At 62.4% G+C, this 16,771-nt stretch carries 13 protein-coding genes; 4 read left to right on the top strand and 9 right to left on the bottom strand.

From position 1 onward, the window contains the following. The first annotated feature begins 119 nt into the window (after positions 1 to 119). Positions 120 to 3,296 carry an EAL domain-containing protein gene (locus tag Q8L25_RS12300; protein ID WP_308925092.1) on the top strand — a complete coding sequence of 1,059 codons (3,177 nt, stop codon included), beginning with the start codon at positions 120 to 122 and terminating at the stop codon, positions 3,294 to 3,296. 1 nt (position 3,297) lies between these two features. Here the strand turns inward: Q8L25_RS12300 and Q8L25_RS12295 are convergent, their stop codons facing one another. Then, positions 3,298 to 3,732: a YbjN domain-containing protein gene (locus Q8L25_RS12295; RefSeq protein ID WP_308925091.1), complete on the bottom strand. Its 435-nt coding sequence runs from the start codon at positions 3,730 to 3,732 to the stop codon at positions 3,298 to 3,300. 213 nt (positions 3,733 to 3,945) lie between these two features. On the opposite strand from Q8L25_RS12295, the gene Q8L25_RS12290 reads away from it, so the two are divergent. After that, positions 3,946 to 4,239: a hypothetical protein gene (locus Q8L25_RS12290; RefSeq protein WP_308925090.1), complete on the top strand. Its 294-nt coding sequence runs from the start codon at positions 3,946 to 3,948 to the stop codon at positions 4,237 to 4,239. A 45-nt stretch (positions 4,240 to 4,284) separates the two neighbouring features. Next, positions 4,285 to 5,154 (top strand): MurR/RpiR family transcriptional regulator, encoded by an 870-nt coding sequence (locus Q8L25_RS12285; RefSeq protein ID WP_308925089.1) that lies wholly within the window; start codon positions 4,285 to 4,287, stop codon positions 5,152 to 5,154. Here the strand turns inward: Q8L25_RS12285 and Q8L25_RS12280 are convergent. The 3 genes from Q8L25_RS12280 to Q8L25_RS12270 form a co-directional block, all read right to left on the bottom strand. After that, positions 5,151 to 5,561, bottom strand: coding sequence for a NirD/YgiW/YdeI family stress tolerance protein (locus tag Q8L25_RS12280; protein ID WP_308925088.1), 411 nt, complete (start codon positions 5,559 to 5,561; stop codon positions 5,151 to 5,153). The genes Q8L25_RS12285 and Q8L25_RS12280 overlap by 4 nt on opposite strands. Positions 5,562 to 5,643: 82 nt before the next feature. Continuing rightward, a complete protein-coding gene (locus Q8L25_RS12275) occupies positions 5,644 to 7,017 on the bottom strand; it encodes an ATP-binding protein (protein WP_308925087.1) in 1,374 nt (457 codons plus the stop codon). Next, positions 7,001 to 7,672: a response regulator transcription factor gene (locus Q8L25_RS12270; protein WP_308925086.1), complete on the bottom strand. Its 672-nt coding sequence runs from the start codon at positions 7,670 to 7,672 to the stop codon at positions 7,001 to 7,003. Before Q8L25_RS12270 ends, Q8L25_RS12275 begins: the two co-directional genes overlap by 17 nt. Positions 7,673 to 7,851: 179 nt before the next feature. On the opposite strand from Q8L25_RS12270, the gene Q8L25_RS12265 reads away from it, so the two are divergent. Continuing rightward, entirely contained in the window at positions 7,852 to 9,174 is a 1,323-nt protein-coding gene (locus tag Q8L25_RS12265; protein ID WP_308925085.1) for an aspartate aminotransferase family protein, read from the top strand. 5 nt (positions 9,175 to 9,179) lie between these two features. Here the strand turns inward: Q8L25_RS12265 and Q8L25_RS12260 are convergent, their stop codons facing one another. From Q8L25_RS12260 to Q8L25_RS12240, 5 genes are all read right to left on the bottom strand, one after another. Then, positions 9,180 to 9,443 (bottom strand): PAAR domain-containing protein, encoded by a 264-nt coding sequence (locus Q8L25_RS12260; protein ID WP_308925084.1) that lies wholly within the window; start codon positions 9,441 to 9,443, stop codon positions 9,180 to 9,182. A 19-nt stretch (positions 9,444 to 9,462) separates the two neighbouring features. Next, positions 9,463 to 10,806: a hypothetical protein gene (locus Q8L25_RS12255; protein ID WP_308925083.1), complete on the bottom strand. Its 1,344-nt coding sequence runs from the start codon at positions 10,804 to 10,806 to the stop codon at positions 9,463 to 9,465. Between the two features lie 66 nt (positions 10,807 to 10,872). After that, positions 10,873 to 13,104: a DUF3274 domain-containing protein gene (locus Q8L25_RS12250; RefSeq protein ID WP_308925082.1), complete on the bottom strand. Its 2,232-nt coding sequence runs from the start codon at positions 13,102 to 13,104 to the stop codon at positions 10,873 to 10,875. A 19-nt stretch (positions 13,105 to 13,123) separates the two neighbouring features. Continuing rightward, positions 13,124 to 14,467: a hypothetical protein gene (locus tag Q8L25_RS12245; protein ID WP_308925081.1), complete on the bottom strand. Its 1,344-nt coding sequence runs from the start codon at positions 14,465 to 14,467 to the stop codon at positions 13,124 to 13,126. A 73-nt stretch (positions 14,468 to 14,540) separates the two neighbouring features. Further along, the gene (locus Q8L25_RS12240; protein ID WP_308925080.1) at positions 14,541 to 16,763 is read right to left on the bottom strand and encodes a DUF3274 domain-containing protein; all 2,223 of its coding nucleotides are present in this window, start codon (positions 16,761 to 16,763) and stop codon (positions 14,541 to 14,543) included. Between the last annotated feature and the right edge of the window lie 8 nt (positions 16,764 to 16,771).

The following is a 16,771-nucleotide window of genomic DNA, read 5'->3' as shown; positions in this document are numbered from 1 at the left end:
CCCCCTCGCACCAGCCTGGTGCATTTTCACCCCGAATCGTGGTCTGCATGCTGTAATTTCGGGCATGAAAATTGCATATAAGAAACCATATCATCGGTTGACGACAAGGCGGTGCAGGCATGGTGAGTAAAATCTCGCGGTTTATCGGCAAGCTGACGGTGGGGCGCAAGCTGGCCCTGATCTACCTGCTGGACCTGTCCGCCGTCATCTTTATCTCCGGCATTCTGATCAACGAAAAATACATCGCCATCGATTTTTCGCGCAAGGAGATGGCCGGCAACGAATACATCGCCGTGATCCGCGACGCCATGCTGCCGCTCACGCGCACCGGCGCCGAAACCCAGGGCGCGGCAGCGGCGTCCAGCATCGCCCGCGCCGAAAGCGCCCTGGGCGGGTCCATGCGCAGCGCCGAACTGGCGGCCGAATTCGCCGCCCTGCTGGTGCGCCCGCACGAGGCCGGCGCGGCAAGCGACGCCATCGCCCCCTCGCCCGTGTTTGTCGCCGGGCGCGAACTGCTCACGCGCGTGGGCAATCAATCGAACCTGATCCTCGACCCCGACCTCGACAGCTACTACACCATGTCGCTGGTGATCCTGCGCTTTCCCGAACTGCTGGAAGTGATCAACAGCATGCGCGAACTGGCATTGAACCTGTCCAGCGCCGAAGGCGCGCAGCGCCAGCGCATGCAGACCCAGTTCCTGATCCTGGAAGGGCGCATGGACGCCACCATGGGCGGCATCGGCAGCGATTACACGGAAGCATTCGAAGCGAGCACGCCGCTGCTGCGCCGCCACCTGGAAGGCTCGCGCGCGGCCCTGCGCGACGCCGTCACCCGGTTCCGTGCCAGCACCCAGGCGCTGGCCGGCGCCGAGGCGTATCCGGCCGGACGCCAGGAACTGCTGCTGCGCGACGCGGCGGCAGTCTCCGCGCTGCAGCTGGCCTGGAAGGATGCCGAAGTCGAGCTGCAGCGCCTGATCCAGCTGCGGGTCGACGGCTTTTTCACGCGCATGTGGCTGCACCTGGGTACCGCCGTGCTGCTGCTGGTGATGATCCTCGGGCTGGTGTTTTTCGTCGCCCGCCAGATCGCCCTGCCGATCCGCCGCCTGGCCCGCGTGGCGCAAGAAGTGCGTGAAACGGGCGACCATAGCCTGCGCGCCGACTGGCACAGCGTGGACGAAATCGGCCGCCTGGTGGGCGCCTTCAACACCATGCTGCAGCAGCTCGACTTCCAGCGCGTGGCGCAGCAGGAACTGGTGGCGCGCGCCAGCGCGGCCGATGCGCAGCGCCAGCTGGTCGACGCGATTCCGATCCCGCTGATGGTCACCTCGATCCCGCACCACCAGGTGCTGCACGCCAACCAGGCCGCGCATGCGTGGCAGCAGGGACTGGAACTCGATCCGTGGAGCCGCGGCATGAGCGCGCAAGCCCGCTCGCGCTTCTTCCAGCGCCTGAGCGACCTGGGCGCCGTCGATGAATTCGAAGTGCTGTGGCACAGCGGCGACACGCCCACCTGGGCCCTGATCTCGGCGCGCCTGATCGACTACCAGGGCCAGCGCGCGGTGCTGTCGACCTTCACGCCGATCAACAAGATGAAGCAGATGGAGTCGCGCCTGGAACTGTGGGCCAAGGTGTTCGAGGCCTCGGCCGAAAGCCTGATCGTGATGGATGCGAACATGCGCATTATCACCGTCAACCAGGCTTTCCGCCGCCATTCGCTGTACGACATGGTGGAACTGATCGGCAAGCGGCCGGCCTTTCTGCTGGCGCCGGACAACAGCCCCGAGCAGCTCGACAACCTGCGCCACACGCTGGCGCGGCGCGGCTACTGGCAAGGCGAAATCTCGATCCAGCGCAAATCGCTGGAATGCTATCCGGCCTGGCTGGTGATGAACGCCGTGCGCGACCTCGACGGCGTGACCACGCACTTTATCGCCAGTTCGCTCGACATCAGCGAGCGCAAGGCCAGCGAGCGCCAGATCGAGCACATGGCGCATCACGATGCGCTGACGGGCCTGGCCAATCGCCATGTCTCGAACCTGCGCCTGGCCACCGCCATCGCGCAGGCGCGCCGCAACGGCGACAAGGTGGGCGTGCTGTTCATCGACCTGGACCGCTTCAAGAACGTCAACGACGCGCTGGGCCACCATGTCGGCGACGCGCTGCTGCAATCGGTGTCATCGCGCCTGCTGCAGCTGGTGCGCGACGGCGATACCGTCAGCCGCCTGGGTGGCGATGAATTCGTCGTCATCCTGAACGGCATCGACGATGTCGAGGCCATCGGCCGCCTGCTGGAAAAGCGCCTGATCCCGGCCATGCGCGCGCCGCACCAGGTGGCCGGCAGCGAGCTGTATGTGTCGTGCAGCGTGGGCGTGGCCGTGTATCCCGATCACGGCGACGACCTCGACACCCTGATGCGCCATGCCGACGCCGCCATGTACCAGGCCAAGAGCGGCGGGCGCGACAACGCGCGCATGTTCTCGCCGCAGCTGCAGGACCAGCAGCTGCAGCAGCTGCACCTGGAAAGCGATCTGCGCCACGCCATCGACCGCCAGCAGCTGGTGCTGCACTACCAGCCGCGCATCGACGCCATCAGCGGCCTGCTGCACGGCGTGGAAAGCCTGATCCGCTGGAACCATCCGCAGCGCGGACTGATCGCGCCCGACAGCTTCATACCCGTGGCCGAGGAATCGGGCCTGATCGTGCCGATCGGCGCCTGGGTGATACGCGAAGCGTGCCGCCAGCACGTGGCCTGGCGCGAGGCCGGCATCGGCGCCATCGCCGTCTCGATCAACCTGTCGGCGATCCAGCTGAAAAACGGCGCGCTGGTGGCGACCTTGCGCGAAGTGCTGGCCGAGTTTCCCGTGGCGCCGGGCCAGATCGAATTCGAGCTGACCGAATCGATCCTGATGGACAATGTGGACGACACCATCGCCACCCTGCAGCAAATCAAGGCGCTGGGCTTCGGCCTGTCGATCGACGATTTCGGCACCGGTTATTCCAGCCTGAACTACCTGTGCCGCTTCCCGCTCGACAAGCTGAAGATCGACATGAGCTTCGTGCAGAACATCCATGAGTCGCCGCAAAACCTGGCCGTGACCAAGGCCATCATCGGCCTCGGCCACACGCTGGGCCTGACGGTGACGGCCGAAGGCGTGGAAAGCGCGGCCGACGCTGACGTGCTGCGCCATGCCGGCTGCGACGAATTGCAGGGTTATTATTTTGCCCGCCCCATGCTGCAGGCGCAGCTGCTGGCATGGCTGGAAGGCATCGAGCAGCCCGTGCCGGCCTGCGCCTGAATTAGTTGGCGCCGGCGTCGGCGATGGCTTGCGCGGCCACCGCGCTGGCGCGCATCTCGGCGGCGAACATGGCCGTGGCGTGCGAGATGGCCCGCGTGGCGCGCGACAAAAAGACCGACCAGTGGCGCTGGTCGACCAGCAGCATCTCGATGCAGAACCACACCTGGCCGCGCACCGCGTGCCCCTTGACCAGCTTGATGCGGCGGTTGACTTCGTCGAGCGCGGCCAGCACCCGCTGCAGTTCCTCCGGCGTATCGATCGACCAGACATTGGGCAGGATCAGCTTGGCGAACTGGGCGTCGTCCTCGTCAAAGCACAGCACGTAACCCATGCCCTCGAAGCGGAAGGCGATATCGCCATCGCCGTCGAGGCTGGCCTGGTAGCCTTCGGCTTGCAGATGCTGGAGCAGGAAGTCGGTAACGGGAGTATTGGCCATGGTAGATCCTTTCAGTTGGGATGCCGGCAACCGTGATGGTGCCGCTGCATACCCTCCTCAACGGCGCGGCCCGGCCACAATGCAAAATTATTTTCACGGCCCGCGAAATTTTCCTGAAAGCATCGTTTTAGTACGGGATTTGATCTGGCGCAAAGTCAAACCGCACGGCGCTTTTATGCTGTCAGTTCCTCATCCAATCAAGCGGAGAACGGCATGGGCGGTGCGCGGCAAGCTCCTCAGCAATTATTCCAGCCCGACATCCCGGCGCGGCTGGACATGCGCACTTGCGCACTGGTCGAGCATGCGCTGGCGCTGCAGAACATGGCCGGCACCGGCGCGGCCGCCCTGTTCCTGCATTGCCACGACGTGCCGCTGGCCACCGCCCTGCGCGTGCTGACCACCGGGCCGCAGCGGCACAAGGCCGGCCCGCACCTGTTCGCCCGCTTGCGCCCGCGCGCGGGGGCCGTCGGCTACGCTACCCTCGGCGCGGCGCTACCGGGACGCTGAGCTATCCTGTACCATCGCCCCACCTTACTTACTTCAGGCACGGCGATGCAGGCAAGCACCCACCACGACAGGCACGCGGCGTTGATCGCCGAGATCCAGGCGCGCTATGCGCAGTTCAGTCCGCAATTCCAGGCCGGCGCGCGCTACCTGGTCGACCATCCCGACGACGTGGCCGTCTCGTCGATGCGCAGCATCGCCACGCGCGCCAGGGTCCAGTCGGCGGCGCTGGTGCGGCTGGCGCAGCAGCTGGGCTTTGCCGGCTGGCCTGAACTGAAAAGCATTTTTGTCGAGCGCCTGCGCACGCGGCCGGCGCCCTATGCGGAAAAAGCCGGCGCGCTGGCCGGCAAGGGCGCCGAGCTGGTGGCCGAAGTATTTGCGGTGCAGCAGCGCAACCTGGCCGCCACCGAATGCGCCAGCCAGGCCGCCCTGCAGGCGGCGGCCGGCCTGCTGGAAACGGCCGGCCGCGTGCACGTGGCCGGCTTTCGGGCGGCGCACCCGATCGCCTACACCTTCCATTATCTGTACCGCTTGCTGCGCCCCAGCGTGCAGCTGCTGAGCGGCCAGGGCGGCACCCTGGAGATGGACTTGCGCGCCCTGCAGGAAGGCGACGCGGTGGTGGTGGCCAGCTTTGCACCATATTCCAGCGAAGCGCTGCTGGTGGCCAGCCGCGCGCGCCAGGCCGGCTGCATGGTCGTGGCCTTCAGCGACAGCGCCATGTCGCCGCTGGCCCTGCAAGCGCACGCCAGCATCGTCATCGCCGTCGACAGCCCTTCGTTCTTCCCGTCCATCGTGGCCGGCATTGCCGCCGTCGAAAGCCTGGCCGAACTGCTGGTGGCGCGCGCCGGACCGCAGGCCGTGCAGGCGATTGCGGCGGCCGAAAGCCAGCTGCGCGAACTGGGCGCGTACGCGCCTTAGTTGGTGACGACCTTGATCTGTTTCACGTCCAGGGTCGACTCGCCAAAGGTTTCCTTGTCGAATTCACCGGTCAGTTCCACCATCGTCGTGTGATCGATCTTGACGCCTGGCGGGAACCGCTTGGCGTCGATTTCCACCGTCATCTTGCCGCTGGCGTCGGTGAATTCATATTCCTCGCCGCCCTTGTGGCTGGTCAGCTTGCCCTTGACCTTCACGTATTGATCGTCCTTGGCCTTGGCCAGCACGTCCTTGGCCGTTGTCAAAGCCACGCTCGACGGGCCGGTGTAGCCGCTTGCTGCGGCCGGCGCCGTATTCGAGGGCCCCGTATAGCCGGCGGGCTGGGCGATGGCAAAGGCGGAAGCGGCAATCAGGGCGGTCATGCAGGAGATGGTCAGTACTTTTTTCATGGTCGTTCCTCTTCGGTAGTGGTGGGGTTTGCCTGTCGCTGCAGGCACAGACGCATTACACCCAGCCGACATTAACCGTATCTTAAGGTGCGGACCCGCCAGGAAAATCCAGGGTCACGCCCAGGCCACGGCCGTCCAGGCCGCTACCGAACGCCAGCGCGATCCCATGCAGGTCGGCAATGCGCCTGACGATGGAGAGACCCAGTCCGCTGCCCGATTGCTGCTGCCCCAGCACCCGGAAAAAACGCTCGCTGAGGCGGTGCCGGCTGGCCGGGTCCACGCCGGGCCCGTTGTCGCGCACGCTGATGCGGAGCCGGCCCGCGTGGCGTTCGGCCACCAGTTCGATGCGGCTGCCGTCGGGGCAATAGCGCAGCGCATTGTCGAGCAGGTTGCGCAGCACGATCTCGAGCATGGCGGGGTCGGCCGCGACCGAGTCGAGCTCGCAGCGCACGGCCAGGGTCATGCCGCGCGCCGCCACTTCCTGCGCATGGGATGCCAGCAATTGATCGAGCACCGGCGCCAGCATCACGGGCTGGCGACCCACTTGCCCAGGCGCCAGCGGGTCCAGCCGCGCCAGGGTCAGCAGGCTGTCGACCAGGGCTGTCACGCGCGCGATATCGCGGCGCAGCTTCTGAAACGGCGCGGCCAGGTCGGGATGCTGGCGCTGCAGCAGCTGCACATGCATGTGCAGGCCGGCCAGCGGCGTGCGCAGTTCATGGGCGGCGTCGGCCGTAAAGCGGCGCTCGGACTGCAGCGCCGTGTCCAGCCGCGCCAGCACGCCATTGAGCGCCTGCACGATGGGCAGCAGCTCGCGCGGCTGGCCGGCCAGTGCCACCTGCGCCAGGTCGCTGGGACTCTTGCCGGCAATGCTGGCGGCGGTCGCGCGCAGCGGTTTGAGCACCCTGCCCGTCAGCAGCCAGCACACCAGCGCCAGCAGCGCCAGGAAGCCGGCGATCGGCAGCCACAGGTGCTCGGCCAGTTCCTCCAGGATATCGTAGCGCTTCTTGTACTGCTGGCCCACCTGTACCTCGAAATGGCGCTCCTCGTCGCGTATCACGAACACGCGCCAGCGGCGCTGTTCCACGTGTGGGTCGGCAAAGCCGTGGCGGTCGTCAAAGCCCGTCACGAACGGCTGCGCTGGCGCCCCGCTGCTGCGCTGCACCACCTTGCCACCGACCACGATCTGGTACTGCATGTCGACCTTGCGCTCAGGCCCATCCGATCCCTGCGCGCGCGCCAGCAGGCCGCGCTGCTGCCAGTCGGTGGTGGCGGCCATCAGCATCTGGCCCGATTCCTCCAGCGCATCGTCGAACACCTCGTTGGTTTCATGCCAGGCGATCATGGTGACAATGCCCAGGCTGGCCAGCCACAGCACGGTGCTGGCGGCAACAATGGCGGCCAGCAGGCGCCGCCGCAGCGACCAGGGCTTGGGTTTCAGCTCAAGCCTGGCTGTCATCGTGTTTCAGCCGGTAGCCCAGGCCGCGCACGGTCACGATGCTGTCGGCGCCGAATTTCTTGCGCAGGTTGTGGATGTAGACCTCGATGGCGTTGCTTTCCACTTCATCGCCCCAGCCATACAGCGCTTCCTCGATCTGCGCGCGCGCGACAATGCTGTTTTTCCTCAACAACAGCGCATGCAGCACATGGTATTCGCGCGCCGTCAGCGCCACCGGCCGGCCGTCCAGGCTGGCCTGCCTGGTCTCGCTATTGAGGGCGATGCCGGCGTGCGCCAGCGCATTGCTGACCTGGCTGGCGCCGCGCCGCACGGCGGCCCGGATGCGCGCCGACATCTCTTCCAGCTCGAACGGTTTCACCAGGTAATCGTCGGCCCCCAGGTCCAGCCCCTCGACCCGGTCGGCCAGGGCATTGAAGGCGGTGATCAATATCACCGGCACGGCGTTGCCGGCGCCGCGCAACTGCGCCAGCAAGGCGTCGCCGCTCATGCCCGGCAAGCCACGGTCCAGCAGCACGCAGTCGTAGTGATGAGTCATCAGGGCCGTCTGTGCGGAGTCGCCGCGCTCGACCCAGTCGACGGCGTGCTGGTCCAGGCGCAACCAGGCCAGGATGGTTTCACCGAGGGAGAGATCGTCTTCGGCAAGCAGGATACGCATGAGAAGTTTCCAAAAAAGTCAGCCGCCAGTATGGCCCGCTCAGTGTGGAGGGGCAAGATGAATGCCATCTTAAGACGTCAAACATTTTATGTTGTTTTTAATTTTAAAATACAACACATGTTGTAAATTGCTTTTGGCAACCCTATACTGGCGCTTCCCTCCTTGCCGAAAGCGCCGCCATGAGCCATGTCTTCCACCGCAGTTTGACCGCCACTTATCCCACCGTCGTTGCCGGCGACGGCCCCTACCTGATCGATGCCGACGGCAAGCGCTACCTGGACGCCTGCGGCGGCGCGGCCGTTTCCTGCCTGGGCCATTCGGACGCGGCCGTGATCGCCGCCGTGCAGCGGCAAGTGGCCGGCATGGCGTACGCGCATAGCGCGTTTTTCACCAGCGAGCCGATGGAAGCACTGGCCGATTTCCTGGTCGCCCGGGCGCCGGCCGGCATGGCCAGCGTGTATTTTGTGTCGGGCGGTTCGGAAGCGGTGGAAAGCGCGCTGAAACTGGCACGCCAGTATGTGGTCGAGCGGGGCCAGCCGCAGCGCCGCCATATCATCGCGCGCCGCCAGAGCTATCACGGCAACACCCTCGGCGCGCTGGCCGCCGGCGGCAACGCATGGCGCCGCCAGCAGTTTGCGCCGCTGCTGATCGACGTCACGCATGTGGCGCCCTGCTATGCGTATCGCGACCAGCTGTCCGGCGAAACCGATGGCGACTATGTGGCGCGCCTGGGCCGCGAGCTGGAACAGCGTATCGCGGAGCTGGGGGCGGACAACGTGCTGGCCTTTATCGCCGAACCGGTGGTGGGCGCCACGGCCGGCGCCCTGCCCGCCGTCGCCGGCTATTTTGCCCATATGCGCGCCATCTGCCAGCGCCATGGCATCCTGTTCATCCTCGATGAAGTGATGTGCGGCATGGGCCGCACGGGCAGCCTGCTCGCCTGCGAGCAGGAAGGCGTGACCGCCGACCTGATCTGCATCGCCAAGGGCCTGGGCGCCGGCTACCAGCCGATCGGCGCCGTGATGGTATCAACAACCATCCGCGACACCCTCCGCGCGGGCACCGGCTTCTTCCAGCACGGCCACACCTATATCGGCCACGCCACCGCCTGCGCGGCGGCCCTGGCGGTGCAGCAGCAGATCGAACAGCGCGATTTGTTGGCCAATGTGCGCGCCATGGGCAATCTGTTGAAAGATCGATTGGTCCAGCGCTTCGGCGGGCATCCGCATGTGGGCGACATCCGCGGCCGTGGCCTGTTCCTGGGGCTGGAACTGGTATGCGACCGCGCGACAAAACAGCCGTTCGACCCGGCCCGGCGCCTGCACGCGCGCATCAAGACGCAAGCCATGCAGGCCGGCCTGATGTGCTACCCCATGGGCGGCACCATCGACGGCCAGCACGGCGACCATGTGCTGCTGGCGCCGCCGTACATCATCGACGGCAGCCATGTGGACGAGATTGTCGACAAGCTGGGCAAGGCCATCGACAGCTGCCTGGCCTGATTGCGTCAGCCGCGCCCGCTTTTGCCCACCGTGGAAATCAGGCTGGCGCCACAGGTGGTCTTGTGGCCTTCGAAGGCGACCGGCACGCCATCGATCAGCACCTGCGGATCGCCTTCCGCAATCGTGCAGCGCACATGGCCCTTGACCGGACACATGCAAGGATCGCCCTTGCGCGCCACGGCCACTCCCAGCACCGTGCTGTTCGGCGCCGCGCCCATCACCTTGCCGCCATGGCTGGTGGGGTCGTTCAGACGGATCACGCCACGCATGCCGCCTCCTGGCCCGTGTTCATTGCGAAAACCCCTGGACATACTCAGGCGCATCATGCCGCAGCCCCCACCACGGCAAATACGCATGATTGCCGCCGCGCGCGCGGAACCACGGCTTGTCATGCTGAATCGGCCGCACCACGGCTGGCGGCGCCACCACCAGCGCCACCGGCGCGGCCAGATCGCTGGTGCCGGCCACCAGCACCGGCTTGCCGAAGTGATGCGCGTAAGCGATGCCCAGCGCCACATTCGTCAAGGCCGTGCCGGCCCCCGTCTCGCCCAGCACGGCGGTCAGATTAAAACTTTGTTTCAGAAAATCGAACTCGGGTAGTTGCAAAGTCAAGGTCTGCGCCAGCGCGCCGATACGGTCTGACGAGTCCTTGTGCACATTGCCCGCATCGTGGATCACATAGCCAATCTCGGTATCGATTCTGCCCGCCTTGCCGGCGGCCTCTTCGATGGCGGCCGTCCACGCCTGCACCAGCCGCGGCGGCTCGCCCTTTTTCAGCTCGAAGTCGGCGATGGATTTTGTGCTCGGATAACCAAGCCACGCCAGCGGAGCCCGTTCGGTCTTGAAGTCAGGGCCAGCCAAGATCAACAACACCAGGTTTTCGTTGATCTGGCTGTCCTTGGGACGGCTGGGCGCATCCCAGTTCATGACCCAGACGGTTTCCTTGGGGTGGGCTTGCAGATAGTCGAGGGCGGCGGAAAGGGAGGTGAAGCCGGCGTTGGGGCCGCCCATGTTCAGGTGGACATCGGGTGGGGTAGGACGAGTCCAGAGAGATGGTGAATGGACATTTCCGATATTAAAAACATCTGCGACATATTCTCGGACAAAATTTTTTGCCTCCACAGGATCAAGTTTACCTTCGGGTAAAGCATATTCGATGTGGATACCTGCAAGTTCGCGCCAGCGTAACTTGTTTTCGGCCGAATGAACATTATAAAAATATTCATGATCCGCATAGTACACGCTATACATTAAATCAAACATCTTTTCGACGTATTTCTCATGATAACCATCGAATGTTTCTGAACCATTATTTCCTATGGCAATAGATGCAATACTTTGAATCTTGGTGTATTTTTCAGGCTTATCTCTGACCATCTCATCGCCAGAATTTGGCTTTACCAATCCCATAGTCCACAACAATTGCCATTGCGTCGGGTAATCCTTGCGTTGTAAAGGATTAAGCCATTGCAAACCGACAACTTGGGCAATAAAAGGTCTTTTACTACGATCAGAGGGATCGACAACGATGCTCTCTGGCTGCTTGACAGATGAGCGAAAATGCGTGCAGGCAGTTATGCTGCACAGAATAATAATTAATACAAATACATAAAGAAAAAAAGATTTTGACATAATTTTCCCCATTGAAAAATAGATATTTATTATTTAACCTTATCCATGAAAAAAGACCGGCATTTTTCATCCGTGAGCTAGTTCTCCCGAATTCGGTTGGGAATCGCGCGCAGGATTCTCTCGCCTATCGATTATTTTTTCAGGGAGACAAGCCTCACCACCCTCTTGGTTGGCCCATATTGTGAGAATCATCTTGTGACGTTTAGCCTTGGTAAAATATTCGCCAAACTGCTTTGCCGAATCGTGCTTATCCAGTCCATCCAACAACCTCCAATCCGCCGCCACCCGCAACTTCCTCAGCGCATCGGACTTGATATTGCACACGCCCACCGGCACGTCATACGCCAGCACCCGCTCCGCATGCAGGGGATTGGTCATGATGGTGGAATGGTCGGTGGCAAAAGCGCCGGCCTGGTTGGACATCATTTCCTCGACCCGCGCGCTGCGCCAGGTCATGTAGTCGGCGCTGGGCGTGGCGCGCGGCATTTCCTGTTCCACTTTCTGGCCGGTGGGAATTTTTTTCTCGCGGATGGCTTGGGCGCGCAGTACCGCGCGCTGCTCGTAGCGCAGGCGCGCCTCGTCGTCGGCCGTACCCCTGGCGATGTCCATGCGTTGCGCCTCCAGCCTTTTTTCCTCCCCTTGCAGGCCGCCGCGTGGAATTTCATGGTTGGCAAAATAATCGTCGTCCGGCGTGCGCTGCTTGCCGGCCTGGCGCGACTCACCGGCGGGGTCGTAGCCTTCGTCGAATTGATCGCTCGCTACCCCGAAACGCAGGGACTGGGGCGTGAAGGGCGGCGCCAGGTCGGGTGCAGTCAGCTCGATTTTCCAATCCTTGTCGGGCGAGGCATTGGTGGGATTCTTGGACAGCTTGGTCAGCAGGATGAACAAGGGCGCAAAGCCGACCGTCAGGATGGCGGCAAACGCACTCTCGCTGGCCTCCTTGCCTTGCTTGATGGAGTAGGACGCATATTTCTGGTCCGGAAACCAGAAATCCTTGCCGCCCGGCTTGGGTTTGCGCCAATGATTGGCCCAGTAGTGATAACTGCCCTGCTTGCCCACCTCGAAACCCTGGGCAAACACGCGCTGCACATACACGCCTTCGGCATGGGTGACAGCCAGCTCTGCGCCATCCAGGCCGCGCCAGCCGATGCCCTGGATGGCGATCGACGACACCACCACATCGTGCGGATTGCAATACAAGGTGACGCGGCCGTACGACGATTTCCTGCCGCCGCGCGCGGCACCGGCGATGCCATATCGTTCGCGGTCGGCGGCGGCGGAGAATCCATGTTGCACATTGGCCGCCCAGTCATCGAGGCGCTGGTCGGTTTGCACTTCAGCCAGGCTGGCGCGCTGGCGGATAATCTCGAAGAAGTTCTTCAACGTTTCGATCCGCGCCGCGACCGTCACCCTGCCCTTGCTGCCGTCCACCGCGCGCAGGTTGCTGCCGATCCAGTTTTCGGAAAAATTACTTTGCGCCAGGCTGTACGGCGAATTGCAGATCACGTAGTTATCGGCCACACAGGGAAACTTGCCCTCCACCGCCGGCAGATTGTTGCCCAGGAAAGCGGCCGCCATCGCCACCATCGTGCCCTGGCTGTGGCAGACGATGGTGACCGGCACATCGGCCTGCTGCTGGCGTACCGCTTCCACCAGCTTGGCCAGGCGATACGCGGCCAGCACGAAATACGGCCGCGGCGGGCAACTGAACACCTGTCGCTCCGGGAACGGGTTCATGTGCTGGATCGTGGTCCACAGGAACAGGGCTTCGCTCAAGCCCTCCTTCCACAAATCGGCCAGCGCGCTGCAGCCATTGGCAAACGGGCCGCCGCCCCAGTAATCCTGTTCATTGAGGTAGATGCCCCGGCCATACTGTTGCAATTCCTCGCCCGAGGCCTTGTAGCCCCAGCGAAAGCGGATCACGGGCGAGAAAGTGCCGCTGTCGAGAATGAGATTGTCGGCCGACATCTCGGGATTGAGAAAGCCTTCGTCCGTGATCTCCTTGCCATAACTCACCGGCGCCAACTCCCCGCCTTCCACGCCGTGATGCATGAGGTGATCGCAACTTCGCTTGAGGCGCTGGTTCAAGCCCCGACACAAGCCCTCCTCGGCCGCCTGGTACCACTCGCCATCGGAATTGACGCCGTGCACGAAAATAATGATGCCCGGTAGCGGCAATTGCTGCACCGTCACCCTGTCGCTGTGCAAGTAATTGGCGCTGCAGGCAAACTCGCCGTGCAGGTCGACTTTCGGGTCGTCGCACAGTGCCGGATGAGGATCAAACATCAAGCCGCGCATGGTACCTCCCGCTCCGCCTTCATTGCGAAAATCCCTGAAGATACTCAGGAGCATCATGACGCAGCCCCCACCACGGCAAATACGCATGATTGCCGCCGCGCGCTCGGAACCACGGCTTGTCATATTGAATCGGCCGCACCACGGCTGGCGGCGCCACCACCAGCGCCACCGGCGACGTCAAATCGCTGGTGCCGGCCACCAGCACCGGTTTGCCGAAGTGATGCGCGTAAGCGATACCCAGCGCCACATTCGTCAAGGCCGTGCCGGCGCCTGTCTCGCCGAGCACGGCGGTCAGGTTGAAACCTTGTTTCAGAAAATCGAATTCCGGTAATTCCAGTGTCAAGGTCTGCGCCAGCGCGCCGATGCGGTCGGATGAGTCTTTATGCGTATTGCCGGCATCGTGGATCACATAGCCGATATCGGTATCGACCTTGCCCGCTTTTTCTGCGGCATCCGCAATGGCGGCCGTCCAGGCCCGCACCAGGCGCGGCGGCTCGCCCTTTTTCAGCTCGAAGTCGGCGATGGATTTTGTGCTCGGATACCCAAGCCACGCCAGCGGTGCGCGCTCGGTCTTGAAGTCAGGGCCAGCCAAGATCAGCAACACCAGGTTTTCGTTGATCTGCCTGTCCTTGGGACGACTGGGCGCATCCCAGTTCATGACCCAGACGGTTTCTTTGGGGTGGGCTTGCAGATAGTCGAGGGCGGCGGAAAGGGAGGTGAAGCCGGCGTTGGGGCCGCCCATGTTCAGGTGCACATCGGGTGGGGTAGGACGGGTCCAGAGAGTAGGGAAATTCGGGTTTCCAATGTCAAACGTGTCTCCAATGTATTCGCGCACAAAATTCTTCGTGTCCACCAAATCAAGCTTTCCATCAGGAATAGCATACTCAACATGAATACCCGCCAGCTCACGCCAACGCGACCGATTCTCGGCCGAGTGAACATTGTAGAAATACTCCGGATCTGCAAAATACGGGCTACGGAACAAATTCATAGCTTCACGAATATATTTCCTGTGATAACCACGAAACGTTTCTTCACCTTCATTGCCAGCGGCAACAGGCGAGATGGCCTGTAAACTGGAGTATTTCCCAGGATTTACCTTGACCATATCATCAGCAGGATTTGGCTTTACAAGTCCCAAAGTCCACAACAGTTGCCATTGCGTTGGATAGTCTCGCCGCTGTAGTGGATTAAGCCATTGCACGGCGACCACTTGTGCCATATAGGGTCGTTTGACAGCTTCTGGCAATGCAACCACGGCATTTGACGGTGTAGTAGTTGATGAACGAAAACGAGCACAGGCCGCAAGAAAAATCAATGCAAGAACAACCAACGACGTATACAAAAAAAATGATTTCAACATACGAATTCTCCATTTGGAAAACCTTTTAAATATTTCTTAGTGATTCAAGCAAGGAAAATCAATCGGATTTGTATCATTCATGCGCCATTTCACCGGATGCAGGCCTGGCGTTCGATGCTAAGTTTTGACGTCTATCAATAATTAAGTTTGGCATTGCAGCCTCGCCGTCGGACTGACTCGCCCATACAAAAGTAGTCTTTCGACGAAACTCACCTTTATCAAAATATTCCTGAAAAACTTTTGCAGTATTTGTCTCTTCCAATGCCTTCAACAACCTCCAATCCGCCGCCACCCGCAACTTCCTCAGCGCATCAGACTTGATATTGCACACCCCCACCGGCACGTCATACGCCAGCACCCGCTCCGCATGCAGGGGGTTGGTCATGATGGTGGAATGGTCGGTGGCAAAAGCGCCGGCCTGGTTGGACATCATTTCCTCGACCCGCGCGCTGCGCCAGGTCATGTAGTCGGCGCTGGGCGTGGCGCGCGGCATTTCCTGCTCTACCTTTTTTCCGGCGGCGCTTTTCTCTTCCCGTATCGCCTGGGCGCGCAGTACCGCGCGCTGCTCGTAGCGCAGGCGCGCCTCGTCGTCGGCCGTACCCCTGGCGATATCCATGCGTTGCGCCTCCAGCCTTTTTTCCTCGCCTTGCAGGCCGCCGCGTGGAATTTCATGGTTGGCAAAATAATCGTCGTCCGGCGTGCGCTGCTTGCCGGCCTGGCGCGACTCACCGGCGGGGTCGTAGCCTTCGTCGAATTGATCGCTCGCTACCCCGAAACGCAGGGACTGGGGCGTGAAGGGCGGCGCCAGGTCGGGTGCAGTCAGCTCGATTTTCCAATCCTTGTCGGGCGAGGCATTGGTGGGATTCTTGGACAGCTTGGTCAGCAGGATGAACAAGGGCGCAAAGCCGACCGTCAGGATGGCGGCAAACGCACTCTCGCTGGCCTCCTTGCCTTGCTTGATGGAGTAGGACGCATATTTCTGGTCCGGAAACCAGAAATCCTTGCCGCCCGGCTTGGGTTTGCGCCAATGATTGGCCCAGTAGTGATAACTGCCCTGCTTGCCCACCTCGAAACCCTGGGCAAACACGCGCTGCACATACACGCCTTCGGCATGGGTGACAGCCAGCTCTGCGCCATCCAGGCCGCGCCAGCCGATGCCCTGGATGGCGATCGACGACACCACCACATCGTGCGGATTGCAATACAAGGTGACGCGGCCGTACGACGATTTCCTGCCGCCGCGCGCGGCACCGGCGATGCCATATCGTTCGCGGTCGGCGGCGGCGGAGAATCCATGTTGCACATTGGCCGCCCAGTCATCGAGGCGCTGGTCGGTTTGCACTTCAGCCAGGCTGGCGCGCTGGCGGATAATCTCGAAGAAGTTCTTCAACGTTTCGATCCGCGCCGCGACCGTCACCCTGCCCTTGCTGCCGTCCACCGCGCGCAGGTTGCTGCCGATCCAGTTTTCGGAAAAATTACTTTGCGCCAGGCTGTACGGCGAATTGCAGATCACATAGTTATCGGCCACGCAGGGAAACGCGCCATCCACCGCCGGCAGATTGTTGCCCAGGAAAGCGGCCGCCATCGCCACCATCGTGCCCTGGCTGTGGCAGACGATGGTGACCGGCACATCGGCCTGCTGCTGGCGTACCGCTTCCACCAGCTTGGCCAGGCGATACGCGGCCAGCACGAAGTACGGCCGCGGCGGGCAGCTGAATACCTGCCGCTCGGGGAACGGATTCATGTGCTGGATCGTGGTCCACAGGAACAGGTCTTCGCTCAAGCCCTCCTTCCACAAATCGGCCAGCGCGCTGCAGCCATTGGCAAACGGGCCGCCACCCCAGTAATCCTGTTCATTGAGGTAGATGCCCCGGCCATACTGTTGCAATTCCTCGCCCGAGGCCTTGTAGCCCCAGCGAAAGCGGATCACGGGCGAGAAAGTAGCGCTGTCGAGAATGAGATTGTCGGCCGACATCTCGGGATTGAGAAAGCCTTCGTCCGTAATCTCCTTGCCATAACTCACCGGCGTCATTTCCCCGCCTTCCACGCCGTGATGCATGAGGTGATCGCAACTTCGCTTGAGGCGCTGGTTCAAGCCCCGGCACAAGCCCTCCTCTGCAGCCTGGTACCACTCGCCATCGGAATTGACGCCGTGCACGAAAATAATGATGCCCGGTAGCGGCAATTGCTGCACCGTCACCCTGTCGCTGTGCAGATAATCGGCGCTGCAGGCAAACTCGCCGTGCAGGTCGACTTTCGGGTCGTCGCACAGCGGCGGGCGTGGATCAAAGGTCATGGTGTGCT

It is taken from the genome of Janthinobacterium sp. J1-1, from assembly GCF_030944405.1.
In the GTDB taxonomy this organism is placed as follows: Bacteria; Pseudomonadota; Gammaproteobacteria; order Burkholderiales; family Burkholderiaceae_D; genus Janthinobacterium.
Note: the sequence above shows the minus strand (reverse complement) of the source record. Positions and strands in the feature narration are given on the sequence as shown.